This is a genomic window from Pseudoxanthomonas sp. F37 (assembly GCF_022965755.1).
In the GTDB taxonomy this organism is placed as follows: Bacteria; Pseudomonadota; Gammaproteobacteria; order Xanthomonadales; family Xanthomonadaceae; genus Pseudoxanthomonas_A.
In genome coordinates this window covers 2,699,376-2,725,835 of record NZ_CP095187.1, presented here as the reverse complement: position 1 = coordinate 2,725,835, position 26,460 = coordinate 2,699,376, and the positions used below count along the sequence as shown (strand labels likewise).

25 protein-coding genes are annotated in these 26,460 nt (G+C 68.2%); 18 read left to right on the top strand and 7 right to left on the bottom strand.

Annotation, left to right across the window (positions count from 1 at the left end; translation table 11 throughout):
* Positions 1 to 85: 85 nt before the first annotated feature.
* Positions 86 to 454 (top strand): CopD family protein, encoded by a 369-nt coding sequence (locus MUU77_RS12845; RefSeq protein WP_245094452.1) that lies wholly within the window; start codon positions 86 to 88, stop codon positions 452 to 454.
* A 183-nt stretch (positions 455 to 637) separates the two neighbouring features.
* Here MUU77_RS12845 and MUU77_RS12840 read toward each other — a convergent pair whose 3' ends face one another.
* A complete protein-coding gene (locus MUU77_RS12840; protein ID WP_245087524.1) occupies positions 638 to 1,021 on the bottom strand; it encodes a helix-turn-helix transcriptional regulator in 384 nt (127 codons plus the stop codon).
* Between the two features lie 578 nt (positions 1,022 to 1,599).
* Between MUU77_RS12840 and MUU77_RS12835 the strand changes: the two genes are divergently transcribed.
* Positions 1,600 to 3,648, top strand: a complete 2,049-nt coding sequence (locus tag MUU77_RS12835; protein WP_245094450.1) for a peptidase domain-containing ABC transporter — start codon at positions 1,600 to 1,602, stop codon at positions 3,646 to 3,648.
* Positions 3,649 to 3,748: 100 nt separating this feature from the next.
* Here MUU77_RS12835 and MUU77_RS12830 read toward each other — a convergent pair whose 3' ends face one another.
* Entirely contained in the window at positions 3,749 to 5,443 is a 1,695-nt protein-coding gene (locus tag MUU77_RS12830) for an alkaline phosphatase (RefSeq protein ID WP_245087521.1), read from the bottom strand.
* 138 nt (positions 5,444 to 5,581) lie between these two features.
* Here MUU77_RS12830 and MUU77_RS12825 point away from each other — a divergent pair, with 138 nt between their 5' ends.
* Together MUU77_RS12825 and MUU77_RS12820 are read left to right on the top strand one after the other, a co-directional pair.
* Positions 5,582 to 6,859: a dicarboxylate/amino acid:cation symporter gene (locus tag MUU77_RS12825; protein WP_245087518.1), complete on the top strand. Its 1,278-nt coding sequence runs from the start codon at positions 5,582 to 5,584 to the stop codon at positions 6,857 to 6,859.
* Positions 6,856 to 7,293, top strand: coding sequence for a GNAT family N-acetyltransferase (locus tag MUU77_RS12820; RefSeq protein WP_245087515.1), 438 nt, complete (start codon positions 6,856 to 6,858; stop codon positions 7,291 to 7,293). The genes MUU77_RS12825 and MUU77_RS12820 overlap by 4 nt, the downstream gene beginning before the upstream one ends.
* Here the strand turns inward: MUU77_RS12820 and MUU77_RS12815 are convergent.
* The 3 genes from MUU77_RS12815 to MUU77_RS12805 all read right to left on the bottom strand — a co-directional run bounded on the left by MUU77_RS12815 (position 7,290) and on the right by MUU77_RS12805 (position 9,721).
* Entirely contained in the window at positions 7,290 to 8,159 is an 870-nt protein-coding gene (locus MUU77_RS12815; RefSeq protein ID WP_245087513.1) for a bile acid:sodium symporter family protein, read from the bottom strand. The genes MUU77_RS12820 and MUU77_RS12815 overlap by 4 nt on opposite strands.
* A 169-nt stretch (positions 8,160 to 8,328) precedes the next feature.
* Complete coding sequence (locus MUU77_RS12810) at positions 8,329 to 9,063, bottom strand: C40 family peptidase (RefSeq protein ID WP_245094447.1); 735 nt, start codon at positions 9,061 to 9,063, stop codon at positions 8,329 to 8,331.
* Positions 9,064 to 9,229: 166 nt separating this feature from the next.
* Positions 9,230 to 9,721, bottom strand: a complete 492-nt coding sequence (locus MUU77_RS12805; protein WP_245087510.1) for a C40 family peptidase — start codon at positions 9,719 to 9,721, stop codon at positions 9,230 to 9,232.
* 146 nt (positions 9,722 to 9,867) lie between these two features.
* Between MUU77_RS12805 and MUU77_RS12800 the strand changes: the two genes are divergently transcribed.
* The 6 genes from MUU77_RS12800 (at position 9,868) to MUU77_RS12775 (ending at position 16,131) form a co-directional block, all read left to right on the top strand.
* A complete protein-coding gene (locus MUU77_RS12800) occupies positions 9,868 to 10,347 on the top strand; it encodes a peptidylprolyl isomerase (RefSeq protein WP_245087507.1) in 480 nt (159 codons plus the stop codon).
* 110 nt (positions 10,348 to 10,457) lie between these two features.
* Entirely contained in the window at positions 10,458 to 11,705 is a 1,248-nt protein-coding gene (locus tag MUU77_RS12795; RefSeq protein WP_245087505.1) for a DUF418 domain-containing protein, read from the top strand.
* Positions 11,706 to 11,724: 19 nt separating this feature from the next.
* Positions 11,725 to 12,975 (top strand): FAD-dependent oxidoreductase, encoded by a 1,251-nt coding sequence (locus tag MUU77_RS12790; protein WP_245087502.1) that lies wholly within the window; start codon positions 11,725 to 11,727, stop codon positions 12,973 to 12,975.
* A complete protein-coding gene (gorA, locus tag MUU77_RS12785) occupies positions 12,972 to 14,327 on the top strand; it encodes a glutathione-disulfide reductase (RefSeq protein ID WP_245087500.1) in 1,356 nt (451 codons plus the stop codon). Before MUU77_RS12790 ends, gorA begins: the two co-directional genes overlap by 4 nt.
* A gap of 33 nt (positions 14,328 to 14,360) precedes the next feature.
* The gene (gene hutG / locus MUU77_RS12780) at positions 14,361 to 15,137 is read left to right on the top strand and encodes an N-formylglutamate deformylase (RefSeq protein WP_245087497.1); all 777 of its coding nucleotides are present in this window, start codon (positions 14,361 to 14,363) and stop codon (positions 15,135 to 15,137) included.
* A 100-nt stretch (positions 15,138 to 15,237) separates the two neighbouring features.
* Entirely contained in the window at positions 15,238 to 16,131 is an 894-nt protein-coding gene (locus MUU77_RS12775) for a DMT family transporter (RefSeq protein ID WP_245094443.1), read from the top strand.
* Positions 16,132 to 16,141: 10 nt separating this feature from the next.
* Here the strand turns inward: MUU77_RS12775 and MUU77_RS12770 are convergent, their stop codons facing one another.
* Entirely contained in the window at positions 16,142 to 17,284 is a 1,143-nt protein-coding gene (locus tag MUU77_RS12770; protein WP_245087494.1) for a carboxylate-amine ligase, read from the bottom strand.
* 81 nt (positions 17,285 to 17,365) lie between these two features.
* Positions 17,366 to 19,255, bottom strand: coding sequence for a DNA topoisomerase IV subunit B (gene parE / locus MUU77_RS12765; protein WP_245087491.1), 1,890 nt, complete (start codon positions 19,253 to 19,255; stop codon positions 17,366 to 17,368).
* A gap of 302 nt (positions 19,256 to 19,557) precedes the next feature.
* On the opposite strand from parE, the gene MUU77_RS12760 reads away from it, so the two are divergent.
* From MUU77_RS12760 to truD, 8 genes are all read left to right on the top strand, one after another.
* On the top strand, positions 19,558 to 19,812 hold the full coding sequence (locus MUU77_RS12760) for a hypothetical protein (protein ID WP_245087488.1): 255 nt from the start codon (positions 19,558 to 19,560) through the stop codon (positions 19,810 to 19,812).
* A 138-nt stretch (positions 19,813 to 19,950) separates the two neighbouring features.
* On the top strand, positions 19,951 to 21,612 hold the full coding sequence (locus MUU77_RS12755; protein WP_245087485.1) for a CTP synthase: 1,662 nt from the start codon (positions 19,951 to 19,953) through the stop codon (positions 21,610 to 21,612).
* Positions 21,613 to 21,715: 103 nt separating this feature from the next.
* Positions 21,716 to 22,549 carry a 3-deoxy-8-phosphooctulonate synthase gene (gene kdsA / locus MUU77_RS12750; protein ID WP_245087483.1) on the top strand — a complete coding sequence of 278 codons (834 nt, stop codon included), beginning with the start codon at positions 21,716 to 21,718 and terminating at the stop codon, positions 22,547 to 22,549.
* A gap of 17 nt (positions 22,550 to 22,566) precedes the next feature.
* Complete coding sequence (eno, locus tag MUU77_RS12745) at positions 22,567 to 23,850, top strand: phosphopyruvate hydratase (protein ID WP_245087480.1); 1,284 nt, start codon at positions 22,567 to 22,569, stop codon at positions 23,848 to 23,850.
* Between the two features lie 3 nt (positions 23,851 to 23,853).
* A complete protein-coding gene (ftsB, locus tag MUU77_RS12740) occupies positions 23,854 to 24,198 on the top strand; it encodes a cell division protein FtsB (protein WP_245087477.1) in 345 nt (114 codons plus the stop codon).
* Positions 24,195 to 24,890 (top strand): 2-C-methyl-D-erythritol 4-phosphate cytidylyltransferase, encoded by a 696-nt coding sequence (ispD, locus tag MUU77_RS12735; protein ID WP_245094440.1) that lies wholly within the window; start codon positions 24,195 to 24,197, stop codon positions 24,888 to 24,890. Before ftsB ends, ispD begins: the two co-directional genes overlap by 4 nt.
* Positions 24,891 to 24,907: 17 nt before the next feature.
* A complete protein-coding gene (gene ispF / locus MUU77_RS12730; protein WP_245087474.1) occupies positions 24,908 to 25,399 on the top strand; it encodes a 2-C-methyl-D-erythritol 2,4-cyclodiphosphate synthase in 492 nt (163 codons plus the stop codon).
* A complete protein-coding gene (truD, locus tag MUU77_RS12725) occupies positions 25,396 to 26,457 on the top strand; it encodes a tRNA pseudouridine(13) synthase TruD (protein WP_245087471.1) in 1,062 nt (353 codons plus the stop codon). The genes ispF and truD overlap by 4 nt, the downstream gene beginning before the upstream one ends.
* Positions 26,458 to 26,460: the final 3 nt, after the last annotated feature.

Sequence of the window (26,460 nt, the reverse complement as noted above, 5' to 3'; positions counted from 1 at the left end):
CCAAGCGACGGAGTCGGCCAGCGTGGACCAAGCCAGCCTTTACCTGTGGGTCAAGACCTTCCACCTCGTCTTCGTCATCGCCTGGATGGCGACGGTGTTCTACCTGCCGCGCATCCTGGTCAACCTGGCCGAGACCTCCGGGCAGGCCGACGTCCAGGCGCGCCTGCAACTGATGGGGCGCCGCCTGTACGGTTTCGGCCACAACATGTTCGGCATCGCGGTGATCCTGGGCGGCGTGCTGTGGTTCTACTTCGGCATCAGCGGCGGCTGGCTGCATGCCAAGCTGACGCTGGTCGCGCTGATGCTGGTGCACTTCATCGTCACCGGCCGCTGGCTGAAGGGCGTGGCCAAGGGCAAGTCGCTGCCGTCGCCCACCGCGCTGCGCTGGTTCAACGAACTGCCGCTGTTGGGGCTGATCGTGGTGGTGTGGCTGGTGTTGGCCAAGCCGTTCTGAATTAGACCCGTCAGCGCGATGGGGTCCCGGCGCGTTGCGACGCGCGCACCATCGCGGAGTCTCTTTCCTGGGCGGGACGCGGTGTTGGCCAAGCCGTTCCGAGGCTGGCCCATTCCCGGGACCCAGCGGTCGTATCGATATCGCGCGAATACGCGATCCAAGATTCGTCGCCTTGTGCCGTGGTCAGCGCGATCGAGCGCCACGGCGCGCGGCGCGTGGGGTCATGGCTTCGCAATGCAGTACGACTTCCAGCCGGGCATGCTCGGTCATGCGCCGGAACGCGGCCAACAGGCGCCGCTCGTACTCGTCATGGACCCTCCCGCCTTCGACAGCAGGGGCCTCGTCACTGCCGCCATGATCGAGGGGGCCGCGGCCGGTGGCCAGCCATTCGAAGTTGACGCGGGTCAGCTGGGCGATGTGGGCCAGTCGCGCGGAAGCAGGCAAAACGCCGTCCGCGCCTTCCCAGTTGGCCACCGCGCTGCGGGTGACCCCAAGGTTCAAGGCCAGGGCCTCCTGGGAAAGTCCGGCACGCTGGCGGGCTATCCGGATGCGCATGGACAGCTTCATGTGTCGCGTTACTCGTTTCGCCGTGGGTCTCCACGCTAGCCTGCCTGATTGCGGGACGCAATTAACATTTCCGCGTCAGCGATATTGACGCTCACTTGTACAGTCTGGCTGACGTGTGCGTGCAAGCGACTGATACGAAAAGGCCGACTAAATGTGACTGTCAGCAGGACTGACGCGCGACGCTGAGGCGCGTGTTGCTCGCGGCGGCATGGCTGCGACAGGATGGCGTTGAAGGCGGGCGCAAGGCGTATTGCCCATGCGCCCTGGCTCCAGAAGAAGTCGATGCCTGTCGCACTCAAGGACGCCCTATCGCAATGACGCAACCGCGGTTCCGCCCGGAAATTCTGGAAGCCAAGCGCGGCAGCTGGCTGGACGGCATGCATCTCGCCGGCACAACTGGAACAGGAGCGGGCGCAGACAACGGCCCGCGGTGCGCGGATGGTCAAAGCGCCGGTGACCGGGGTGGTGACACCGCAAGTGGCCAAACCCGGCAAGCGGTGCAAGCAGGGCAGCCAAGGAATCGCCGAGTGTGCCTCGGCCCATCTGAGGCCGCCGAATGCGGCCTCAGCTGTTTAGCTATGGTGGCGAGTGCTTGGGGAGCGGGGGTCGAGCTTCCTGAGCTTCGTCGTCGTTTTTCCATGTCTCTCAAGGGCGCCAAGCTCAACCAGCTGATCCATATCGCCCAACAACTCGGTTTCTCCACCCGTCCGCTGCGGCTGGACATGGAAGATCTGGGCAAGCTCAAACTGCCCTGCATCCTGCACTGGGATCTCAACCACTTCGTTGTATTGGCGAAGGTAGGCACGTCGAAAGTCACCATCCTCGACCCTGCGGTGGGCGAACGAATGCTCTCGTTCGCCGAAGTCTCCGATCACTTCACCGGCGTGGCGCTGGAGCTGACGCCTACCGCCGAGTTCAAGCCGCAAAAGGCGGTGCCAACCGTGAGGGCGCGCCAGCTCACGGGCCCGGTGCGAGGCCTGTGGCGCGCACTGGCGCAGATCCTGCTGCTGTCCGCGGCGCTTCAGGTTTTCGTGGTGCTGGCGCCGTTCTACATGCAGTGGGTGGTGGACCAGGTGCTGGTCTCTGCGGATCGCGACCTGCTGACGGTGCTCGGGCTCGGCTTCGGACTGGCGCTGGTCCTGCAGATCGGCATCAGCCTGCTGCGCGGCTGGTCCGTGGTCTACCTGTCGTCGCGGTTGGGCCTGCAGTGGATGGGCAACGTGTTCGCCCACCTTCTGAAGCTTCCACTGGATTACTTCGAGAAGCGCCATCTAGGCGATATCACCTCGCGCATGTCGTCGGTGCAGGCCATTCAGCGCACGCTGACCACCAGCTTCGTCGAGGCCCTCATCGATGGCCTGATGGCGGTGGTCACCCTGGGGCTGATGCTGTTCTACAGCTGGAAGCTGGCGCTGGTGACGTTGCTGGCCGTCATCCTGTATCTGGGCATCCGGGCCATCGCGTATCGGCCCGTCCGCGACCGCACCGAGCAGCAACTGGTCGCCGGCGCCAAGCAGCAGACCCACCTGCTGGAGTCGCTGCGCGGCATGCAGAGCCTGAAAGTGGCGGGCGAGGAGTCGCAGCGCCGTAGCACCTACGATAATCTGATGCACGATACCGTCGACCAGGAGGTCAGGCTGGCGCGCATGGGATTGGGCTTCAATAGTGCAAGCCAGCTGGTGTTTGGCATCGAGCGCATTGCGGTGATCTGGATCGGCGCCACGCTGGCGCTGCAGAGCGTGTTCTCGGTCGGCATGCTGATCGCCTATCTGGCCTACAAGGACCAGTTCGCCGGTCGCATGGCGGCCCTGATCGATCGGTGGGTCGAGTTCCGCATGCTGCGCCTGCATGGCGAACGCCTGGCCGATATCGTGCTGACGCCGCCGGAAGAGCAGGCCGCTCAACCCGAGTCGTTACCGCCGGCCAGTACACGGATCGAGGTGGAGAACCTCTCGTTCCGCTATGGCGACGGCGAGCCGTGGGTGCTGAAAGACTGCAATTTCACCATCGAGGCCGGGGACTCGGTGGCGATCATCGGCGCCTCGGGCTGTGGCAAGACCACGCTGGTCAAGCTGCTGCTCGGTCTGCTGCCGCCCACGGAAGGCGTCATCCGGGTGGGCGGGCACGACCTGCACAGGATCGGGCCGCGCAATGTCCGCACCCTCGTGGGCGCCGTCATGCAGGACGACCAATTGTTCGCCGGCAGCGTGGCCGACAACATCAGCTTCTTCGATCCGGAGATGGACCAGGCCCGCATCGAACATGCGGCGCGACTGGCGGCGGTCCACGACGAGATCGCCTTCATGCCGATGGGCTACCACAGCCTGATTGGCGACATGGGCAGTTCGCTGTCGGGCGGACAGAAGCAGCGGGTGATCCTGGCCCGGGCGCTTTATCGCAATCCCAAGCTGCTGTTTCTGGACGAGGCCACCAGCCATCTGGACGTGATGAAGGAGCGGTTGGTCAACGATGCGGTCAAGGCCCTGAGCCTGACCAAGGTGATCATCGCCCATCGTCCCGAAACCATCGCCAGTGCCGACCGCGTGCTGGTGATGGAGCAGGGGCGCATAGTCCGGGAGATCAGGCCGCAGCAGCCAGCAACGGAGCCGGTTGCCGTACCGGCGTGACTCATAGGGGCGCCCCATGCGCGCGGTGAGTTTGTGGTTGTTCGCCCGAAGAGCATCGCGCCCATGGGGCGCTCCTACGGAAGCAGGATGATCCTGGGGGTCACTTCTGTTCGAAATCCCCGATCTTCGGCAGCTCCACCGGTACGCCGTTCGCGTCGCAGGTGCCTGCGGCGCACAGGCGTGCGCGCAGTTTCGGTGCGGCCTGCACGATGACGTGGTAGATGGTGTTCTGCTCCAGCGTGCCGCGGAAGGCGTCGCTGCCAGGGCCGGTCGCCCAGATGCCCACGTCTTCGCCGCCGTGCGACTCGGACTTCAACGGCACCAGGGCCTCCTGCAGGTAATCGGGATGCTCGGTGTCGACGTGGCTCAGGTCCGGACGGCCTTCGGCCGGCTCAACGCTGCTGGGCGCATGCAGGAAGGTCTTGGGGCCTGCGGGCTGCCGGTTGCTGGCGCCGGTGTAGCCGGGGCCGTTGGCGTACGTCAGCGTGGTGAAGGTCAGGCCGGTCTGGTCGCGCGCGAGGTCGCCGGGCGTGTCGTCTTCGCCGCCCTGGCCGCGCACCTTGCCGAGGATGGGGTTGCCGCGTACCGGGTAGCCGACGAAGTTCAGCGTATGCGAGTGGTCCGCCGTCACGACGATCAGCGTATCGTCGCGCGAGGTCGCTTCCACGGCGGCCCGCACCGCGTCCGACATCGCGACGGTCTCGTCGAGCGCGCGATACGCATTGCCGTAGTGGTTGGCGTGGTCGATGCGCGCGCCTTCGACCAGCAGCACGAAGCCGTCGCCATTGCGCGACAGGGTGCGGATCGCGGCACGGGTCAGTTCGGCCAGCGAGGGTTCCCCGCGGTCGTCCTTGCGGCGGTCGTGTTCGAACTGCATGTGGTCGTACTCGAACAGGCCCAGCAGTTGCGGCGCATCGGCCGCGGCCTTCAGCTGCTGCGTGTTGGTGACGTAAGCGCCCTGCGGGTGCGCCTGTTGCCATTCGGCGACCAGGTTGCGCCCGTCCAGGCGCTGGCCGACCTTGTCGTCCTCTTCCGGATCGCGCGCGTCGACCGGCAGGAACTCGCCCCGTCCGCCGCCCAGCGCGACGGTGGGGCCGCGGCCGAAACGCGCGGCGGCCAGCAACTGCTGCGCGATGTCCTTGCAGCCGGCCTCGGTGGCTTCAGGCGGCAGGTCGGTGTCGTTCTCCCAGTCGCGGTGCGATACGTGGGCGTAGGTCGCGGCGGGCGTGGCATGGGTGATGCGTGCGGTGGTGACGATGCCCGTGGCCAGGCCGGCGCTGTCGGCCAGCGTGAGCCAGCTGAGCAGGTCCTTGCTGCCGTCGGGCGTGCATTCGCCCTTGCGGCCGGCCGACACGCCGATGGCGCCCATGTGCGACTTCACGCCCGTGGCGATGGCCGTCATGGTGCCGGCCGAGTCCGGCGTCTGCGAATCGGTGTTGTAGGTCTTGCTGAAGGCGGTGTGCGGGAAGCGCTCCCAGCTCAGCAGGTTCTCCTCGCCCGGCATGCCCTTGCGCTGGCCTTCGAAGATGCGCGCGGCGGCCACCGTGGTCAGGCTCATGCCGTCGCCGAGGAAGACGATGACGTTCTTCGCCTTGCCCTGCATGGCCCCGTTCGCGGCGGCCTTCGCCGCACCGCTCCGGTACCACCACTGCGGACTTTCGCCTTGGGGATGCGCGACCGCTGGAACGTCGACGTGCGTTGCCGGAGAGGAGGAGGGCGCGGTGCTGGCGCAGCCGGCCAGGGCGGTGAGCAGGGTCATGCCGGCGAGCGGCGATACGAAAGAACGCGGGAGCATGGTGAACCGGAAGGGGACGGACGCGCCATTATGCCGTCCGTGCAGTGTCCTGTTCATGACACCCGGCATTCCGTGCGCAGGGTCGCGGGGTGGCAGACCTTGGGCTAAGGTGTCGCGTCCACTTGGTGAGTCGTCCGGATGAAGCTGGTCTCGGCCTGGTTGAGGATCCCGTTCTGGCAGCGCGTCGTCGCCGGCTTCGTGCTGGGCGCACTGGCGGGCTGGCTGATGGGGCCGGCCGCTGGCGTGTGGCTAAAGCCGCTGGGCGACCTCTATGTCACGCTGATCAAGATGATCGCGGTGCCGCTGGTGTTCTTCGCGGTGATCAATGCCGTGTCCAGCCTGCATGGGCAGAAGTCGGTGGCGGCGCTGGGAGGGCGCACGTTCCTGTGGTTTGCCGTGACGGCGGCGCTGGCGGTCTGCGTGGGCCTGTCCGTGGGCTGGGTCTTGCAGCCGGGCAAGGGCCTGACCGGCTTGATGATGGCGCCGGATTACCAGGTGCGCGAGGTGCCCACGCCGGTGCAGGTGCTGCTGGACATCGTGCCGGCCAATCCGTTCAAGGCGCTCACCGAGGGCAAGATCCTGCAGGTGATCTTCTTCGCCGGCCTGCTCGGTTTTGCGCTGGTCAAGCTGGGCGAGCGCAGCGCCGGCCTGCGCAAGCTGGCCGGCGAGGCCAGCGACACCATGGTGCAGGTCACCCGCTTCGTGCTGGAGATGACGCCGATCGGCACGTTCGGTCTGATCGGCAGCCTGGTCGGCACCTATGGATTCGAGAAGCTGCTGCCGCTGGGCAGCTACATCGGCGCGCTCTACCTGGCCTGCGCGCTGCACATCATCGTGGTGTACGGCAGCCTGCTGCTGGCGCACGGGCTCAATCCGTGGAAGTTCTTCCGCGGCGCCGCACCGGGCATGCAGGTCGCGTTCGTCAGTTCGTCCAGCTTCGCCTCGATGCCGGCCGCGCTGCGCAGCGTCACCCACAACCTGGGCGTGGACAAGGACTACGCGGCGTTCGCCGTGCCATTGGGCGCCAGCATCAAGATGGACGGCTGCGGCGCGATCTATCCGGCGCTGACGTCGATCTTCGTGGCCCAGTACTTCGGGCTGGACCTGTCGGTGAACCAGTACTTCGTCATCCTGCTGGCCTCGGTGCTGGGCAGCTTCGGCACGGCTGGCGTGCCGGGCACGGCCACGGTGATGGTCACCCTGGTACTGAGCGCCGCCAACCTGCCGCTGGAAGGCATCGGCCTGCTGGTGGCGATCGACCGGGTCCTGGACATGATGCGCACCATGACCAACGTGACCGGCCAGATGCTGGTGCCGGTGCTGGTGGCGAAGGAGACCGGACTGCTGGACAGGGAGACCTACGACTCGGGGTCTACCAACGTGGGTCTGGCGGATGACGCCGCGCCAACGTCATGAGTGATGCCGGGGCGATCGAACTGATCGGGTCGTTCCCCGATGCGCCCACCTATCGGCGGCTCCGCGCCGAGACCGGCTTGTCGCCGAAGTCGCAAGAAGCCGCCGAGCGGGGGCTTGCGAACACGCTGTACGGCGTCAGCCTGCTGAAGGCCGGTGAGGTGATCGGCATGGGGCGGGTGGTCGGCGATGGCGGCACCGTGTTCGTCGTCGTGGACATCGCCGTGCAACGCGACCATCAGGGGCAGGGACTGGGCAAACGCATCATGGCAGCGCTGGATGCATGGTTGCGCGCGAACGCGCCGCCGTCGGCGTACATCATGCTGGTCGCCGACGGAGAGGCCCGGCACCTCTATGCGCAGTTCGGCTTCGCCGACACGGCGCCCGCGTCCATCAGCATGGCCTATGTGGCGCGCGGTTCCGACTCGGGCAGTTAGCCGTTGGCCTCGCGCCCGCCGCGCGACACCCACCAGGCGAACACCGCCGCGGTGACGAACATCAGCAGGCTGTAGACCGCCGCCGGTACTGAGATGGTCGCGTCCTCCAGCACGTTGAGCGCGATGAAGATGGCCAGCGTGCCGTTGTGGATGCCGATCTCCATGGCGATGGCGATGGCCTGCTTCTTCGGCAGGCGCAGCGCCAGCGGCGCGGCGTAGCCGGCGCCCATGCTGGCCAGGTTGAACAGCAGGCAGGCCAGGCCGACAAGGGCGAAGTAGGCGGTCAGGGTCTTCCACTCCTGCGCTACCGCTGCGGCCACCAGCAACGCCAGCACCAGCACCGACAGCAGGCGGATGGGCTTTTCGGTGCGCGCCGCGAACCCGGCGGCGCGGGCGCGGATGACCATGCCGATGGCGACGGGCAGCAGGATGATGGCGGCCACTTCGACCACCTTCTTCGTCGGCGGCGGCACGTACTGGCCGGCGCCCAGGAAGTACTCCAGCGACAGGTTGAGGATCACCGGCAGCGTCAGCAGGCAGAGCAGGCTGTTGATCGCGGTCAGGGTGATGTTCAGCGCCACGTCGCCGCGCGCGAGGTGGCTGTAGATGTTGGCGGTCGCGCCGCCGGGCGAAGCGGCCAGCAGCATCAGGCCGACGGCGAGTTCGGCTGGCAGGCCGAAGCCCAGTGCCAGCCCGAACGCGGCCCAGGGCAGCACCAGCGTCTGCAGGGCCAGTCCGATCAGCACCGCGCGCGGATAGCGCGCGACGCGGCGGAAATCCTCCAGCGTCAGTCCCAGCCCCAGCCCCAGCATGATGATGCCCAGGGCCAACGGCAACAGCAGGTTGGTCAGCAGTGAAGCCTGCATCGCGTGCGACTCCCTTTCGGCGCGAAAAGACAGCGGGCGCGCGGTGTCGGCGCGCCGGCCGAGGATGGCGGCAGGGCGGCCTGTGGCGCAAGCTGCGCTGCACCGTGGCGGCAGAATGAAAAAGGCCGCGCATGGCGGCCTTCATCGTGTCGCGGAAAACGTGCGGGGCTTACATCGCCACGCGACGGCCACTGAGATAGCGGTTGGCCCAGTAGCCGGTCAGCAGGCTGTCCACGCGCACGTCCTTGCCGCGGCTGGGCGAATGCAGGAAACGCCCTTCGCCCACGTAGATACCGACATGGTTCACGCGGCCCTTCAGTCCGAAGAACACCAGGTCGCCCTGGCGCAGTTCTTCGCGTGCCGCGACCAGTTCGGCGTCGGCCTTGCTGGCCATGTCGCGGGACACGCGCGGCAGTTCGATGCCCAGTGCGGTGCGGAACACGTAACCGACCAGTCCGCTGCAGTCGAAACCGCTGTCGGGGGAGGTGCCGCCCCAGCGGTAGGGCGTACCCATCAGGGCCAGCGCACGCTGCAGCACGGCCTGGACCTTGCCGCCCTGCTGTTCCTGAGCCACCACGCCTTCCTTGCTCAGGTCATAGGCGGCCAGCAGCTTGCTGATGTCGCCGGCCACCATCGCCGAACGGTCGACCAGCGGCAGCGTATCGCTGGCGGCCAGGCGCGGAAGCAGGGCGGACAGGGTGGCGGTGGCGGCCTCGGCGGCCTTTTCCTTGACGCTGGCGGTCACCGACTTGGCAGGTGTCGCGGCAGGCGCTTCGACCACATCGGCACTGGCGGCCGCGGCAACGGTGGCATCGGCCGGCACTGGCGCGCTCTGGGCGGCGACCGTGGAAGCGGCGACGCAGAGCGACAGGCTGAGGAGGATACGGGTAACCCCCCGCGGGATGCGGTGGGTGGCGGCTGGCAGGCCTGTCGGCAGGTCGTCGGTCGTCACGCGCGGATGGGTTTCACAGGATGGTCACGATGATGCCGGCTGATCGGACCGATTTGGTTCATAAATCGTTATTTATTCGTTAAACGTGAACGTCCGCTGTCACAGAGTTGACCGATTCCTAACGAAGCACGCGTTTCGCGCCGGTGTAGTGGTCCCGCCAGTAGGGGCCATCCAGATGGTCCAGCCGGACCGTGCCGCCGGTGCTGGGGGCGTGGACGAAGCGGCCTTCGCCTACGTAGATGCCCACGTGGGTGACGTTGCCGCGGCTGCCGAAGAACACCAGGTCGGCCGGCGCCAGCCGGCGCGGCTCGATCTTCGGACCCTGCACCTGGGCCAGTTCCCGCGAGGTGCGCGGCAGGCGCACGTCCAGCATGTCCCGGTACACGTAGGTCACCAGGCCGCTGCAGTCGAAGCCCGACTCCGGTGTGTTGCCGCCGTACCGGTAAGGGGTGCCCACCAGGCCGATGGCCCGCATCAGCACCGAGGTGGCGGCGGCGGGATCGTCGGCCTGCACCGCCGGCCAGTCGCGCTGGCTCGGCGGCGCGGTCCTGTGCGCCTGCGGCTTGGAGCCGCCGCATCCGGCCAATGCCAGCAGGGCGCCGCAGACCATGGCCGCGGCCCACCGGTGAAGTGGCGCGGGCGCGGGCAAGCCGGGATAATGTCGGACCTTCATCGCGGCGCATCTTCGCCGCATTCCCCGGCGGCCGACAAGCCGCCCCCGTCCTGCCGGCCGGCAGGCCCCGCCCAGAGTCCCGCATGAAAATCGCAAAAGACAGCGTCGTCCGTTTCCACTACACCGTGTCCGAAGTCGGCCAGGAGCCGATCGAGAGTTCGAAGGACCGTGAGCCGCTGGCCATCATGATCGGCCACGGCAACATCATCCCGGGCCTGGAGAACGCCATGCAGGACCGCCAGGCCGGCGACAGCTTCGGCGTGGACGTGGCTGCGGCCGATGCCTATGGCGAGCGCCGCGACGGCCTGACCCAGCGGGTGCCGAAGAAGCACTTCGGCAACCAGCGCCTGGTGCCGGGCCAGCAGGTGGTGCTGCAGACCAACTTCGGTCCGCGCGCCGTGACCATCCAGAAGGTTGGCATGAGCGTGGTGGACGTGGACCTCAACCACCCGATGGCGGGCAAGGACCTGCACTTCGACGTGGAGATCGTCGACGTGCGCGAGGCCAGCGCCGAAGAGATCGAGCACGGCCACGTGCATGGCGAGGGTGGTCATCACCACTGAGCCACGCAAGCGTCGTACCCGGAACGGCCCGCGAAAGCGGGCCGTTCCTTTTGGCATGCAGGAAGAGGCGGGCGGCGTGGTCTAATCCCGGTATCGAACAGGGGAAGGGAATGACGGCAACGATCAAGGGGAACCTGTCACCGATCGCGGTGACCGAACGCATCGAGGCGATGGACGTGCTGCGCGGTTTCGCGCTGCTGGGCATCCTGTTGATGAACCTGGAAGGCTTCGTCGGGCCGGTAATGGCGTCCGCCAGCGGCGTGGATCCGGCGCTGACCGGTGCCGACCGCTTCGTCGACCTGCTGGTCTACGTGCTGGTGCAGGGCAAGTTCTACACGCTGTTCTCGCTGCTGTTCGGCATGGGGTTCGCCGTGATGTCGCAGCGCGCCGAGCAGGCGGGCCGTCCGTTCGCGGGCACCTACTGGCGGCGCGGGCTGGTGCTGCTGGCGATCGGCGTGCTGCATGCGGTCTTCATCTGGGCCGGCGACATCCTGATGATGTACGCGCTGTGCTCGTTCCTGCTGCTTGCGTTCCGGCCGCTGCCCTGTCGCTGGTACCCCTGGCTGGGCCTGGCGGCGTACGCCGCGCCGATCGCCTTCATGTACCTGATGGGCGCCATGGGGTCGCTGCTGGCCGGCACCGAGGCCTGGGACAAGGCGATGGGCCAGATCGGCGCGCAGATGCAGGCGCTGATCGAAAGCGAACGCGCGGCCTACGGCGGCGGCAGCTATGCCGACGCCACGTGGCAGCGCCTCAAGAGCACCGGCATGGCGCTGAGCAACATCACCATGTTCGGTTTCATCGCCTTCGGGCTGTTCCTGCTGGGGGCCTGGTTCGTGCGCAGCGGCGCCATCGCGCGGCCACGGGAGTTCGGCCGTCTCTACGGGCTGCTGCGCTGGGGCGCCTTGCCGCTCGGCCTGCTGGCGATGCTGGGCTCGCTGGCGCTGTCGCCGACGATGGACTTCGCCACCTTCAACCTGCGGCTGTCCACCGCCTTCGCGCTGCAGATGACGGCCAACCTGCTGATGTGCCTGGGCTATGTGGCGTGGATCCTGCGGGCTCTGCAGTCGCCGGCGTTCGAACGGGCGCTGTCGGTGCTGGCGCCCGCCGGCCGCATGGCCCTGACCAATTACCTGATGCAGTCGCTGGTGTGCACGTGGATCTTCTACGGCTACGGCCTGGGGTATTTCGAGCAGTTGCCGCGCGCATGGCATCCGTTGTTCGCACTGGCGCTGTTCGCAGGGCAGGTGCTGCTCAGCCATGCCTGGCTGTCGCGCTTCCGGTTCGGCCCGATGGAATGGCTGTGGCGGTCGCTGACCTACGCGTCGCCGCAGCCGATGCGGCTGCGGGCGCCATGATTGGGAATACACTGTCGGAGTGAATCCCCCCCACGACGACGTCCTCATCATCGGCGGCGGCGCCATCGGCCTAGCGACCGCGCTGGCCCTGCTCGAAGCCGGCCGCAGCGTGCGCATCCTGGATGCCGGCGCCGTCGGTGGCGGTGCCTCGCACGGCAACTGCGGCACCATCACCCCCAGCCATGCACCACCACTGGCGGCCCCCGGCGTGGTGGCGCAGGCGCTGCGCTGGATGTTCACCCCCGATGCGCCCCTCTACATCAAGCCCCGCGTCGATCCGGCGCTGTGGTACTGGCTGCTGCGCTTCGCCGCCCGCTGTAATCCGCGCGACTGGCGGCAGAGCACGCAGGCGCGCGCGGCGCTGCTCAACGATGCGCGTGCCCGGCTGGCCGACTGGGTCGGCCGCTACGGCCTGCAGTGCGAATTCGAGGAAGAGGGCCTGGACTACGTCTTCCGCGACCCGCGCAAGTTCCAGCAGTACGTGGACGAGAGCGTGCTGCTGAAGGAGTTCGGCATCGCCACGGAGGTCTTCGGCGGCGCCGACTACGAACGGGAAGAGCCGGCCATGCTGCCCGGCGTGGCCGGTGCCATCCGGTTCCCCGGCGACGCACGGCTGCGCCCGGACCGCTATGTGGCCGAACTCGCGCGCGTGGTGCGCGAGCGCGGCGGCCTGATCGAGCCGCAGTGCCGGGTCGATCGACTGGAGTCCATGCCCGATGGCGTTCGCCTGGCGACGTCGCGGGGCGAATTCAGGGGGCGCGATGCGGTGATCGCGCTGGGCGCGTGGACGCCCGCATTCGCGCGCCGGCTGGGCATCCGTGCCCCGATCCAGCCCGGCAAGGGGTACTCGATCACCTATTCGCGTCCTGCGCTCGTGCCGCGCCATCCGATGGTGCTGAAGGACCGCTCGGTCTGCGTGACGGTCTGGGGCAGCGGCTTCCGTCTGGGCAGCACGATGGAATTCTCCGGCCATGACGACACGCTCAACGCGACGCGCCTGGCGGCGTTGGAGCGGGGCGCGCGCGAGTTCCTGCGCGAGCCGGTCGGCGCCGAGGTGCACGAGCGCTGGTGCGGGTGGCGACCGATGACCTGGGACGACCTGCCTCTGCTCGGGCGCGCGCCGGGACAGCGCAAGGTCTGGATCGCGGCCGGCCACGGCATGCTGGGCATCAGCATGAGCACCGCCACCGGGCAACTGATGGCCGACCTGATGACGGGCCGCCCGCCGGCCTTCGATCCTTCGCCCTACCGACCGGAGCGCTTCGCATGACGCCGCAGGACTTCGACCTGATCGTGATCGGCGGCGGCTCCGGCGGACTGGCGGGCGCTTTCCGCGCGGCGTCCCAGGGCGCGCGCGTGGCCCTGCTGGAGCCCGGGGAACTGGGCGGCACCTGCGTCAATGTCGGCTGCGTGCCGAAGAAAGCGATGTGGCTGGCGGCCGAACTCTCGCAGAAGATCGCGATGGCCGCGTCGCTGGGTTTCGACACGCCATCGCCGACGCTGGACTGGAAGGAGTTCATCGTCCATCGCCAGCGCTACATCGCGGGCATCCATGGCAGCTATCGCAAGCGGCTGGACGAAAGCGGCGTGGTGCTGATGCCCTGCCATGGACGGTTGCTGGATGCGCGCACCGTGGTGAACGCCGACGGGGTGCCCCTGCGTGCGGAGCACCTGCTGATCGCCACCGGCGGGCGGCCCTCGCGACCGGCGATCCCGGGCGCGATGCTGGGGCAGGTATCCGACGACTTCTTCAGCCTGTGCGCGGCGCCGCGGCGCGTGGCCATCGTCGGTGGCGGGTACGTGGCGGTGGAACTGGCCGGCGTGCTGCAGGCCCTGGGCAGCCAGGTGGAACTGTTCGTGCGCGGTCCGCGGCTGCTGGAGGGCTTCGATGCTCAGATCACCGCCGAACTGGCCGATGACATGCGGCAACACGGCGTGCACCTGCATTTCGGTCATGCGGTGGCGGCGCTGGAGGAGGCGCCCCACGGCGGCGTGATCGTGCTGGCGGAGGACGGTACGCGCAGCCAGCGCTTCGACAGCCTGATCTTCGCGACCGGCCGCGTGCCCAATACCGGCGGCATGGGTCTGGAAGAGGCGGGCGTGGCCATCGATGCGCGCGGCTTCGTGCAGGTCGATGCGTGGCAGGACACGAACATGCCCGGGATCCACGCGGTGGGCGATGTCACCGGCCAGGCCGCGCTGACGCCGGTCGCCATCGCGGCGGCACGGCGCCTGATGGACAGGCTGTTCGGCGGTCAGGCCGAAGCCCGCCTGGACTACCGCGACATCGCCACCGTCGTCTTCTCGCATCCGCCGGCAGGCAAGGTGGGGCAGACCGAAGACGAAGCCCGCGCCGAGCATGGCGACAACGTGAAGACCTACGCCACGCGGTTCCGCCCCATGCTGCACGCACTGGCCGACTCGCCGCAGCGCAGTCTGTTCAAGCTGGTATGCGTGGGCGAGGAGCAGCGCGTGGTGGGCCTCCACCTGCTGGGTGAAGGTGCCGACGAAATGCTGCAGGGGTTCGCGGTGGCGGTGAAGAAGGGCATCACGCTCGCCGACCTGCACGACACCGTGGCCATCCATCCCACCAGCGCCGAGGAGGTGGTGCTGATGCGCTGAGTCGCGGGACGGGTGCGGCGATACAATGCCGCCATGGACACCTACCTGCTGCACCAGGGCACCACGCCGCTGTTCATCAGCCTGCCGCACAACGGCACGCGCGTGCCCGACGACATCGCCGCGCGCCTGACGCCCGAGGCGCGGCGCGTGCCGGACACCGACTGGCATGTCGCGGAGCTGTATGGCTTCGCGCGCGCGCTGGGCGCTTCGCTCATCGTGCCGGTGCATTCGCGCTATGTGGTCGACCTGAACCGGCCCCAGGACGATGTCTCGCTCTATCCCGGTCAGAACACCACCGGCCTGTGCCCTACCGTGCGTTTCAGCGGCGATCCGGTGTACCTGCCGGGCCAGGGGCCTACGCCGGACGAGATCGCCGCCCGCGTCGACACCTACTGGCGGCCCTACCACCAGGCCCTGCAGCGTGAACTCGCACGCATCCGCGGCGTGCACGGACGTGCGGTGCTGTGGGAGGGCCATTCGATCCGCAGCCAAGTGCCGTTCCTGTTCGAAGGACGGCTGCCGGACTTCAACCTGGGTACCGCGGGCGGTGCCAGCTGCTCGCCTGCGTTGCAACAGGCGCTGGAGGCGGTCCTTGCGTCGCAGTCGGATTACAGTTTCGTGGTCAACGGTCGGTTCCGCGGCGGCTACATCACCCGGCACTACGCCGATCCGTCCAACCAGGTGCAGGCCGTCCAGCTTGAGCTGGCGCAGCTCACCTACATGGACGAGGACAGCTTCGACTATCTGCCCGGACGCGCAGCGCCGACCCAGGCGCTGATCCGGCGCCTGCTGGAATGCACGCTGGCATGACCGCGCGCCGATGAGCCGGCCGGGCGCGGAGGACGAACTGGCCCAGCCGCTGGACGTGGCGCCCGCCGAAGCGGTGGACGCGCCGTCCACCCATCCCGCAATGCGCGCGGTCAGCCGGTCCGGCCTGGCCCTGGCCGCGCTGGGCGCTATCGCATTCTCGGGCAAGGCGATCATCGTCAAGCTCGGCTACCGCTATGGCGCCGATGCGGTCACGCTGCTGGCGCTGCGGATGCTGGTGGCGTTCCCGTTCTTCCTGGCGATGGGCGCATGGGCCGCACGCCGCGGTGCGCCCCTGTCCGCGGCGGACCGCTGGCGCATCCTGTCGCTCGGCTTCCTCGGCTACTACCTCGCCAGCTTCCTGGACTTCGCGGGGCTGGCCTACATCACGGCCACGCTGGAGCGGCTGATCCTGTATCTCACCCCGACCCTGGTGGCGCTGATCGGCTGGCTGGCGTTCGGCCGCCGTATCACCTGTCGGCAGGCACTCGCGCTGCTGGTCAGTTATGCGGGCGTGGCCCTGGCGTTCGGCCACGACCTGCAGGCGGGCGGCGACGACATCATGCTCGGTGGCGTCCTGGTGTTCGGCAGCGCGCTGGCGTACGCGGTGTACCTGGTGGGCAGCGGCGAGCTGGTCGCGCGGGTGGGCGCGGTGCGCCTGACCGCCTACGCCAGCAGCGTGGCCTGCGTGCTGTGCCTGCTGCAGTTCGCGCTGCTGCGGCCGCTGGACGCGCTGGCGCTGCCGTGGCAGGTGCATGCGCTGTCGCTGGTGAACGGAACGCTGTGCACCGTGCTGCCGGTGCTGGCGGTGATGATGGCGGTGGCGCGGATCGGCTCCACGCTGGCAGCGCAGGTCGGCATGATCGGCCCCGTTTCGACCATCGTGCTGAGCCTGCTGCTGCTGGGCGAACCGATGGGGCCGTGGCAGGTGGCCGGCACGGTGCTGGTGATGGCGGGGGTGTTCGTGGTGTCGCAGCAGAAGACCGTGGCCCGATGATCCCGCGCATCTACGTGGGGGCGCTCGCATCGGCGAGCCAATGCACCACATGCGCCAGCGCGGCGGCATGGCTGTCGCCGGCGTCCCTCCGCTCCCGGTAGCGCCGCAGTTGCGCGTGGGCGCTGGTGCCCTCATCCAGGATGCGCCACACGCGCTCGACCTGCCGGGCGCAACCGAGTGCGCGGATGTCGTCGTCCAGCGCCTGCAGCGTGTTCTCGAGCATCTCGCGCACCGCCACCAGGCGACGGCTGCCCAGATCGATCAGGCCGGCATCGAACCCGTGGCGCTGCGCCCGCCACAGGTTTTCCGCGACGATCGCCTGGTCGCCCGCATGCAGGTCGGCGTACAGCTGTGGCCTGCGCTCGAGGTGCCGCACCAGGCAACGGTAGAGCTGTGCGATGGCCAGTGCGTCGCACAGGTCGGTGCAGGCGTCGGTGACGCGCAGCTCGAGGGTGGGAAAGGCCAGCGACGGCCGCAACGCCCACCACAGGAAGCTCGCGTCCTGGATCGCGCGTCCATCGGTCATGCGCTGCACATACTGGTCGTATTCGGTCTGGTGGCGGAACAGCGGCGGCAATCCGGTGCGCGGGATCTCCTGGTAGGCGGTCTGCCGGTAGCCCATCAGGCCGGTGGCATGCCCCATCCAGAAGGGGGATGAGGTACTCAGCGCCAGCAACAGCGGCAGGAACGGTTGCATGCGCGCCATCAGCGCCACGCGCTGGCCGGGGTCGGCCGGCTGCACGTGCACGTGCAGGCCGCACAGCAGGTTGCGTTGCCCCAGCATCTGCAGTTCGCCCATCACCTGGTCGTAATGCGGCTTGTCGGTGCTGAGCTGGCCGCGCCACTGCGCGGACGGGTGCGTGCCGGCCGCCAGGATCCCCAGCCCATGGCGATGGGCGATGCCGGTGACGGTGCGGCGAAGCGTACGCAGGTCCTGTTCGGCGGCGTGCGGATCGTCGTGCACGCCGGTCTGGACTTCCACCTGGGTCTGCAGCATCTCGCTGCCGAAGCGTTCGCCCAGGGCTTGGCGGCAGTCGGCAAAGAAGCGGCGCGGCATGTGCCGCAGCCGGCGCCCGTTCCGGCGCACGAGGAAGTACTCCTCCTCCAGGCCGAAGGTGTAAGCGTGTTGATCCAGTACGGACGTCGAAGCCATGCCGGGGTTATCGCACCGGCGGGGTGAACGCCATGTTCAATGACGGCGGGAGGTTCCCGCCGTCAAGGGATCGCCGCAGAATCAGACCTCGAGCGAGGCCAGGTCGCCCTTGGTCTCCAGCCACGTCTTGCGATCGCCCGCGCGCTTCTTCGCCAGCAGCATGTCCATGAGTCCGCGCGTCTGCAGGTCGTCGTCGACCGTCAGCTGCACCAGCCGGCGCGTATCGGGATGGATGGTGGATTCGCGCAACTGCGCGGGGTTCATTTCGCCCAGGCCCTTGAAGCGGGTGACGTTGACCGCGCCGCGGATCTTCTCGCGTTCGATCTTCTCCAGCAGCAGACGCTTCTCTTCCTCGTCCAGCGCGTAGAACACCTGCTTGCCCACGTCCACGCGGAACAGCGGCGGCATCGCCACGAACACGTGGCCGGCGGCGACCAGCGCGGGGAAGTGGCGCAGGAACAGCGCGCTCAGCAGCGTGGCGATGTGCAGGCCGTCGGAGTCGGCATCGGCCAGGATCACCACCTTGCCGTAACGCAGGCCGCTGATGTCGTCCTTGCCCGGGTCGCAGCCGATCGCCACGGCCAGGTCGTGCACTTCCTGCGATGCCAGCACGCTGCCGGACGCGACTTCCCAGGTGTTCAGGATCTTGCCGCGCAGCGGCAGGATGGCCTGGAAATCCTTGTCGCGCGCCTGTTTGGCCGAGCCGCCGGCCGAGTCGCCTTCCACCAGGAACAGTTCGGTGCGCGACAGGTCCTGGCTGATGCAGTCGGCCAGCTTGCCGGGCAGGGCGGGGCCCTGGGTGACCTTCTTGCGAACGATCTGCTTCTCGGTCTTCAGGCGGGCGCTGGCGCGCTCGATGGCGATCTGCGCGATCCTCTCGCCCAGGTCCACGTGCTGGTTCAGCCACAGGCTGAAGGCGTCGTGCGCCGCGCCCTCGATGAAGCCGGCGGCCTGGCGTGAGGACAGGCGTTCCTTGGTCTGGCCGCTGAACTGCGGGTCGGTCATCTTCAGCGAAAGCACGAAGGTCACGCGGTCCCACACGTCTTCGGGCGCCAGTTTCACGCCGCGCGGCAGCAGGTTGCGGAAGTCGCAGAACTCGCGCAGCGCATCGGTCAGGCCGCTGCGCAGGCCGTTGACGTGGGTGCCGTGCTGCGCGGTCGGGATCAGGTTGACGTAGCTTTCCTGGACCAGTTCGCCTTCGGGCACCCAGGCCACGGCCCAGTCGACGACTTCGCTGTCCTTCTTCAGTTGGCCGACGAAGAGCTCCGGCGGCAGCAGTTCGCGGCCGGCCATCTCGCCCTTGAGGTAGTCGCGCAGGCCGTCCTCGTAGTGCCAGCTGTCGCGCTCGCCGGTGGCCTCGTCGAACAGGGTGACGTTCAGGCCCGGGCACAGCACCGCCTTGGCGCGCAGCAGGTGCCGCAGGGCGCGCACGTTGAACCTGGGCGTATCGAAGTACTTCGGATCGGCCCAGAACCGCACGCGCGTGCCGGTGTTCTTCTTGCCCACGCTGCCCACCACTTCCAGCGGCGTGGCGCGGTCGCCATCGCGGAAGGTGATGCGGTGTTCGCTGCCGTCGCGCTTGATGTGCACTTCCACCAGGGTGGACAGCGCATTCACCACGCTCACGCCCACGCCATGCAGGCCGCCGGAAAAGGTGTAGTTCTTGTTGCTGAACTTGCCGCCGGCATGCAGCCGCGTGAGGATCAGTTCGACACCGGGAATCTTCTCCTCGGGGTGGATGTCCACCGGCATGCCGCGGCCGTCATCGCTGACTTCGCAGCTGCCGTCCTTGTACAGGGTGACCTCGATGCTGCCGGCATGGCCGGCCAGCGCCTCGTCCACCGCGTTGTCGATGACTTCCTGCGCCAGGTGGTTGGGGCGCGAGGTGTCGGTGTACATGCCGGGCCGGCGCTTGACCGGGTCAAGGCCGGAAAGGACTTCGATGTCTGCGGCGTTGTAACGACTGCTCATGGGGTTTGCGGTGTCTCGGCGGGGCTGTGCGGCGCCCGGCAGGGCGGGGCGGGTGTGCGGATTGTAGTGATAGTCGGCGGGGAAACTCCCGCCTGTCCCAAGGTCACGCCTGGGGGCGCACGCAGCGGGGGAAACGCGTTCGACATCCTCTGTCGGGGCCGTAGGGGTGCGGCAGTGTGCCGCCTGCCCCGGATTTTCGCCATGTTCAGTCGCACGGACTGAAACTGCGCGGGTGGACAGGGATGCCCTTGGGATCGCCGCCCGGCGCCCCCAGATTTCCGTCATCCACGAGGAGCCCTGCCATGAAGTCCCGCAACCTGTTGCTGCTGTCCGCCGCCGCCGTAGGCGTGCTGTTCGCGTTCCAGGCGTTCGCCCAGTCCAAGACCGCGACCGACGCCGACAAGCCCAAGCAGGACCAGTCCCAGACCAGTGATCCTTCCGATCCGGAAGCCAAGGCGCGCCGTCGCGCGGCCAACGAGGCCGCCGCCAAGCAGCGCAAGGCCGCCGAGGGCCAGCAGAAGAAGGCCGGCGAGGAAAAAGAAGAGCGCAAGCCCTGATCCAGGCTGTCCCGGAAACCTTTGCAGCGCAAGGGTTTCGCGGCGCATCGACGCCTCAGGACGCCCCGCTTCGGCGGGGCGTCGCGCTTCCGGGCGACACCTGTTGCCTGTAGACTATGGCTTTCCGGAGCCCCGCCCATGACTCCCCTGATTTTCGTTACCGGCGGCGTTGTGTCCTCGCTAGGCAAGGGCATCGCCGCCGCTTCGCTTGCGTCCATCCTCGAAGCGCGTGGCCTGAAGGTCACGATGATGAAGCTGGACCCCTACATCAACGTCGACCCGGGCACCATGAGCCCGTTCCAGCACGGTGAGGTGTACGTCACCGACGACGGCGCCGAGACCGACCTGGACCTGGGCCACTACGAGCGCTTCGTGCGCACGCGCCTGAGCCGCAAGAACTCCATCACCACCGGCCGGATCTACGAGAACGTGATCCGCAAGGAGCGCCGTGGCGACTACCTGGGCGCCACCGTCCAGGTGATCCCGCACATCACCGACGAGATCCGCCGCTGCATCGACGAGGCCACCGAAGGCTTCGATGTGGCGCTGGTGGAGATCGGCGGCACGGTGGGCGACATCGAGTCGCTGCCGTTCCTGGAGGCGATCCGCCAGATCCGCACCGAGCGGGGCCCCGAGAAGGCGCTCTTCATGCACCTGACGCTGGTGCCGTACGTCGCCGCCGCCGGCGAGTTGAAGACCAAGCCCACCCAGCACTCGGTGAAGGAACTGCGCTCCATCGGCATCCAGCCCGATGTGCTGCTGTGCCGGTCCGAGCAGCCGATCCCCGATTCCGAGCGCCGCAAGATCTCGCTGTTCACCAACGTGCCCGAGCGCGCCGTCATCAGCGTGCCGGACGTGGACGTGCTGTACCGCATCCCGATGGGCCTGCACGGCCAGGGCCTGGACGAGATCGTGCTGCGCCAGTTCCGCATCGACAATGCGAAGGCCGCCGACCTGTCCGAGTGGGAAGCCGCGGTCGACGCCACGCTCAATCCGCTGGACGAAGTGACCATCGCCGTCGTCGGCAAGTACGTCGACCACCAGGACGCCTACAAGTCCGTGGGCGAGGCCCTCAAGCACGGCGGGCTGCGCCAGCGCACGCGGGTGAACCTGAAGTGGATCGAGGCCCAGGACCTGGAAGGTACCGACATGGCCCTGCTGCAGGGCGTGGACGGCATCCTGGTGCCGGGCGGCTTCGGCGACCGCGGCTTCGAAGGCAAGGTGCTGACCTCGCGCTTCGCGCGCGAGCACAAGGTGCCGTACTTCGGCATCTGCTACGGCATGCAGGCGGCCGTGGTCGACTATGCCCGCCACGTGGCGGGCCTGGCCGACGCCAACAGCACCGAGAACGACAAGCAGTCGCCGCATCCGGTCATCGGCCTGATCACCGAGTGGCGCACCGCCGCCGGCGAGATCGAGAAGCGCGACGAACGTTCCGACCTGGGCGGCACCATGCGCCTGGGCCTGCAGGAGCAGCGCCTGAAGCCCGGCACGCTGGCGCGCGAGCTGTACGGCAAGGACGTGGTGGCCGAGCGCCATCGCCATCGTTACGAATTCAACAACCGCTACCGCACGCAGCTGGAAGACGCCGGCCTGGTCATCGCCGCCAAGTCGATGGACGATCTGCTGGTGGAAATGGTTGAACTGCCGCGCACCGTGCATCCGTGGTTCCTGGCCTGCCAGGCGCATCCGGAATTCCTGTCCACGCCGCGCGACGGGCATCCGCTGTTCGTCGGCTTCATCCGCGCCGCGCGCGAAAAGAAGGCCGGCGGCAAGCTGTTGAAGGAAGCGCGGGCTTGAAGCAGGGACGAGTGAAGAGGAACGCGCGACGAGCGCAGCCGCGTGCCCCCTCTCGTTCCTCGTTTCTCCCGTCTCGTTCCTCTCTACTTGAAGCGAGTAAGTCATGAAACTTTGCGGATTCGACGTCGGCCTGGACCAGCCCCTGTTCCTGATCGCCGGCCCCTGCGTGATCGAGTCGATGCAGCTGCAGATCGACGTCGCCGGCCGCCTGAAGGAAATCACCGGCCGGCTGGGGATGAACTTCATCTTCAAGTCCAGCTTCGACAAGGCCAATCGCACGTCCGGCACCAGTTTCCGCGGCCCGGGCATGGAAGAGGGCCTGAAGGTGCTGGATGCGGTGAAGAAGCAGGTCGGCGTGCCGGTACTGACCGACGTGCACGAGTACACCCCGATGGACGAGGTCGCCGCCGTCGTCGACGTGCTGCAGACGCCGGCCTTCCTCGTGCGCCAGACCGACTTCATCAGGAAGGTCTGCTCGGCCGGCAGGCCGGTCAACATCAAGAAGGGCCAGTTCCTCTCGCCGTGGGACATGAAGCCCGTGGTCGAGAAGGCCAAGTCCACCGGCAACCAGGACATCCTGGTCTGCGAGCGCGGCGCGTCGTTCGGCTACAACAACCTGGTCAGCGACATGCGCTCGCTGAGCGTGATGCGCGACACCGGCTGCCCGGTGGTGTTCGATGCGACGCATTCGGTGCAGCTGCCGGGCGGGCAGGGCAGCAGCTCGGGCGGCCAGCGCGAGTTCGTGCCGGTGCTGGCGCGCGCGGCCGTCGCCGTGGGCGTGGCGGGCCTGTTCGCCGAAACCCACCCGGACCCGGCCAAGGCGCTGTCCGATGGCCCCAACGCGTGGCCGCTGGACAAGATGGAAGCGCTGCTGGAAACGTTGCTGGCGCTGGACACCATCACCAAGAAGAACGGCTTCCTCGAATCCACTCTCTGAGCTGAGCAGACGACACGATGACCAACATCGCCAAGATCCACGCCCGCGAAATCCTCGACTCCCGCGGCAATCCCACCCTCGAAGCCGAGGTCACGCTGGAAGACGGCTCCTTCGGCCGCGCCATGGTGCCGTCCGGCGCCTCGACCGGCACCAAGGAAGCCGTGGAGCTGCGCGACGGCGACAAGACCCGCTACCTGGGCAAGGGCGTGCGCAAGGCGGTGGAAAACGTCAACGGCCCCATCGCGAACGCGCTGCACGGGTTCGACGCCACCGACCAGGAAGGCCTGGACCGTCGCCTGATCGACCTGGACGGCACCGAGAACAAGGGCCGCCTGGGCGCCAACGCGCTGCTGGGCGTGTCGCTGGCCAACGCGCATGCGGTGGCGGCCTCGAAGAAGCAGCCGCTGTGGCAGTACCTGGCCACCGGCGAGGTCACCCTGCCGGTGCCGATGATGAACATCATCAACGGCGGTGCGCACGCCGACAACAACGTGGACTTCCAGGAGTTCATGGTGCTGCCGGTCGGCTTCGACTCGTTCGCCGAGTCGCTGCGCGCCGGCACCGAGATCTTCCACTCGCTGAAGTCGGTGCTGAAGGGCCACGGGCTGAGCACGGCGGTCGGCGACGAGGGCGGTTTCGCACCGGACTTCCGCAGCAACGTGGAAGCGCTGGACACCATCCTGGAAGCCATCGGCAAGGCCGGGTACACCGCGGGCGAGGACGTGCTGCTGGGCCTGGACGTGGCCTCCAGCGAATTCTTCGACAACGGCAAGTACCACCTGGTGGGCGAGAACAAGCGCCTGACCAGCGAGCAGTTCGTCGATTTCCTGGCCGATTGGGCCGCGCAGTACCCCATCATCACCATCGAGGACGGCCTGGCCGAGGACGACTGGACGGGCTGGAAGCTGCTGACCGAGCGGATCGGCAAGAAGGTGCAGCTGGTGGGCGACGACCTGTTCGTCACCAACCCGAAGATCTTCAAGGAAGGCATCGAGTCCGGCACCGCCAATGCGATCCTGATCAAGGTCAACCAGATCGGCACGCTGAGCGAAACCCTGGAAGCGATCGCGATGGCGCACCACGCGGGCTATGCGGCGATCGTGTCGCACCGTTCCGGCGAAACCGAGGACACTACCATCGCCGACATCGCGGTGGCCACCACCGCCACCCAGATCAAGACCGGCTCGCTGTGCCGCAGCGACCGCGTGGCCAAGTACAACCAGCTGCTGCGCATCGAAGAGGCGCTGGGCGGCAAGGCCCGCTACGCCGGCCGCAACGCCTTCGTGTCGCTGAAGAAGTAATCCATGCGCAAGGCGCCCTGGCTCCTGCTGGTGCTCGTGCTGCTGCTGGGATGGCTGCAGTACAGGTTCTGGTTCGGCGTGGGCAGTTCGGGCCAGGTCGTCGCGCTGGAACAGCAGGTCGCGGCGCAGAAGCGCGAGAACGCGGGCCTGCAGGAGCGCAACGACGCGCTCGCCGCCGAAGTCGAGGACCTCAAGTCCGGCGAATCGGCAGTGGAGGAACGCGCACGCAGCGAACTGGGCATGATCAAGCCCGGCGAGACGTTCTATCGCGTGGTCGAGCCGGCGGCGTCCGCGCCGGCGTCGGGGGATGCGGCGCCCGCCGAGGCGGACGAAGAGGCTGCGCCCTGATGGCCGGTGTCTGGGCGGTGGTTCCTGCCGCCGGTCGTGGTGCCCGCTTCGGGGGCGAATTGCCCAAGCAGTACCGGGTCGTGCGCGATCGCCCGCTGATCGCCTGGGCGCTGCAGGCGCTGTTGGCCCATGACGCGGTGGAAGGCGTGGTGGTGCCGCTGTCGGAGAACGATCCGGACTGGCCGGGCTGGACCGAGTACGAGGGGCGACCGTTGATCGTCTGCACGGGCGGGGCGACCCGGGCGGCGTCCGTGCTGGCCGGTCTGCAGGCATTGCCGCCCAGCGTGCGCGCGGACGATTTCGTGCTGGTCCACGACGCGGCCCGCCCGAACCTGGGACGGGACGACCTTGCCCAGTTGCTGGAGCGCGGCCGGAACGATCCCGTTGGCGCGATCCTGGCCGCGCCCGTGCGCGACACCCTCAAGCGCGCGGGCGACGATGGCGGGATAGACGGCACCGAGCCGCGCGAGCGCCTGTGGCGTGCCTTCACCCCGCAGCTGTTCCGCCGCCTGCAACTGACCCGCGCGCTGGAAGCCGCCACGGCCGAAGGCATCGAAGTCACCGACGAGGCCATGGCGATGGAGCGGTTGGGCCTGCGTCCGTTGCTGGTCGAAGGCGCGGAAAGCAACTTCAAGATCACCACGCGTGCGGACCTCGAACGGTTCGAGTTCGAGCTTTCGCGCCGCACCTGACCCCGCACGGTATCGCCATGTCCGACACCTTGAACATCCGCATCGGCCAGGGCTTCGACGTCCACGCCTTCGGCGACGGCGACCACCTGATGCTGGGCGGCGTGCGCGTACCGCACGAGCGCGGCGTACAGGCGCACAGCGATGGCGACGTGGTGCTGCATGCGTTGTGCGACGCCATGCTGGGCGCGCTGGCGCTGGGCGACATCGGCCGGCATTTCCCGCCCTCCGACGATCGCTGGAAGGGTGCCGACAGCCGTGCGTTCGTGCGGCATTGCGATGCGCTGCTGCGCGAACGCGGCTGGCGCGTCGGCAATGCGGACGTCACCGTCGTCTGCGAACGTCCCAAGGTGGGCCCGCACGCGGATGCCATGCGGGCCCGCGTGGCCGAAGACCTGGGCATCGGGGTGGACGCCGTCAGCATCAAGGCCACGACCAGCGAGACGCTGGGCTTCACCGGCCGCGGCGAGGGCATTGCGGCGCAGGCCGTGGTGCTGCTGGTGAAGGCGTGAGCGAGCCGCTGCCGCGCGCGTTCGGCGCGCCGGTGCTCACCGCGCGGTTCCGTTGCGCGCCCGAGGACTTCTTCGTCGAGGAACTGGCGGGCTTCGAGCCCTCGGGCGAAGGCGAACATCTGCTGCTGACGGTGGAGAAGCGCGGCATGAACACCGCCTTCGCCGCCAAGCGCATCGCCGCCTGGGCGGGCATCGCCGAGATGGGCGTGGGCTACGCGGGCCTGAAGGATCGCCATGCCGTCACTCGCCAGCGTTTCAGTGTGCACCTGCCGCACAAGGTGGCGCCGGATCTGGCGGGCCTGGCGTCGGACGACCTTGAGGTCGTTGCGGCTTCATGGCATTCGCGCAAGCTGCCGCGGGGAGCGTTGGCCGGCAATCGCTTCGAACTGATCCTGCGTGAGGTGGCCGGTGACCGGGCCGCCATCGAAGCGCGGCTCGGCGAGATTGCCGCGCATGGCCTGCCCAACTGGTTCGGCGAGCAGCGCTTCGGCCGCGATGGCGGCAACGTGGCGGCCGCGCTGGCGATGTTCGCCGGCCGCCGGGTGCGCCGCGAGCAGCGCTCGCTGCTGCTCTCGGCCGCGCGCTCGGAACTTTTCAACCGCGTGCTGACGGCCCGCCTGGCCGACGGCAGCTGGAATCGCGGTCTGGAAGGCGAGGTCTGGATGCTGGCGGGCAGCCGCAGCGTGTTCGGTCCCGAGCCCTGGAGCGGGACACTGGCGCAGCGCCTGGCGGATTTCGACATCCATCCCACCGGTCCCTTGTGGGGACAGGGCGCCTCCCGCGCGGAAGCGGCGGCCCGCCACTGCGAGGAGGCCGCGTTGCAGGCCGACGATGCCCAAGCGCTGAAGGCCGGCCTGGAGCTGGAAGGGCTGCGCCAGGAACGCCGTGCGTTGCGGCTCCGTCCCGAAGGACTGGCGTGGGAGTGGCCTGCGTCGTCGGTGCTGCGCGTGGCCTTTGCGTTGCCGCCGGGCAGTTATGCGACGGCGGTGCTGCACGAACTGGGCGAGGTATCGGAGGCGCCGCGACCCGGCTCCGACCGTTCGTCGGAAGGCCGTTGAGGG

Coding starts and splice junctions, on each gene's coding strand:
- MUU77_RS12845 (WP_245094452.1), top strand. CDS start 86: ATGGCGACGGTGTTCTACCTGCCGCGCATCCTGGTCAACCTGGCCGAG.
- MUU77_RS12840 (WP_245087524.1), bottom strand. CDS start 1,021: ATGAAGCTGTCCATGCGCATCCGGATAGCCCGCCAGCGTGCCGGACTT.
- MUU77_RS12835 (WP_245094450.1), top strand. CDS start 1,600: ATGGTGGCGAGTGCTTGGGGAGCGGGGGTCGAGCTTCCTGAGCTTCGT.
- MUU77_RS12830 (WP_245087521.1), bottom strand. CDS start 5,443: ATGCTCCCGCGTTCTTTCGTATCGCCGCTCGCCGGCATGACCCTGCTC.
- MUU77_RS12825 (WP_245087518.1), top strand. CDS start 5,582: ATGAAGCTGGTCTCGGCCTGGTTGAGGATCCCGTTCTGGCAGCGCGTC.
- MUU77_RS12820 (WP_245087515.1), top strand. CDS start 6,856: ATGAGTGATGCCGGGGCGATCGAACTGATCGGGTCGTTCCCCGATGCG.
- MUU77_RS12815 (WP_245087513.1), bottom strand. CDS start 8,159: ATGCAGGCTTCACTGCTGACCAACCTGCTGTTGCCGTTGGCCCTGGGC.
- MUU77_RS12805 (WP_245087510.1), bottom strand. CDS start 9,721: ATGGTCTGCGGCGCCCTGCTGGCATTGGCCGGATGCGGCGGCTCCAAG.
- MUU77_RS12800 (WP_245087507.1), top strand. CDS start 9,868: ATGAAAATCGCAAAAGACAGCGTCGTCCGTTTCCACTACACCGTGTCC.
- MUU77_RS12795 (WP_245087505.1), top strand. CDS start 10,458: ATGACGGCAACGATCAAGGGGAACCTGTCACCGATCGCGGTGACCGAA.
- gorA (WP_245087500.1), top strand. CDS start 12,972: ATGACGCCGCAGGACTTCGACCTGATCGTGATCGGCGGCGGCTCCGGC.
- hutG (WP_245087497.1), top strand. CDS start 14,361: ATGGACACCTACCTGCTGCACCAGGGCACCACGCCGCTGTTCATCAGC.
- MUU77_RS12775 (WP_245094443.1), top strand. CDS start 15,238: ATGCGCGCGGTCAGCCGGTCCGGCCTGGCCCTGGCCGCGCTGGGCGCT.
- MUU77_RS12770 (WP_245087494.1), bottom strand. CDS start 17,284: ATGGCTTCGACGTCCGTACTGGATCAACACGCTTACACCTTCGGCCTG.
- parE (WP_245087491.1), bottom strand. CDS start 19,255: ATGAGCAGTCGTTACAACGCCGCAGACATCGAAGTCCTTTCCGGCCTT.
- MUU77_RS12760 (WP_245087488.1), top strand. CDS start 19,558: ATGAAGTCCCGCAACCTGTTGCTGCTGTCCGCCGCCGCCGTAGGCGTG.
- MUU77_RS12755 (WP_245087485.1), top strand. CDS start 19,951: ATGACTCCCCTGATTTTCGTTACCGGCGGCGTTGTGTCCTCGCTAGGC.
- kdsA (WP_245087483.1), top strand. CDS start 21,716: ATGAAACTTTGCGGATTCGACGTCGGCCTGGACCAGCCCCTGTTCCTG.
- eno (WP_245087480.1), top strand. CDS start 22,567: ATGACCAACATCGCCAAGATCCACGCCCGCGAAATCCTCGACTCCCGC.
- ftsB (WP_245087477.1), top strand. CDS start 23,854: ATGCGCAAGGCGCCCTGGCTCCTGCTGGTGCTCGTGCTGCTGCTGGGA.
- ispF (WP_245087474.1), top strand. CDS start 24,908: ATGTCCGACACCTTGAACATCCGCATCGGCCAGGGCTTCGACGTCCAC.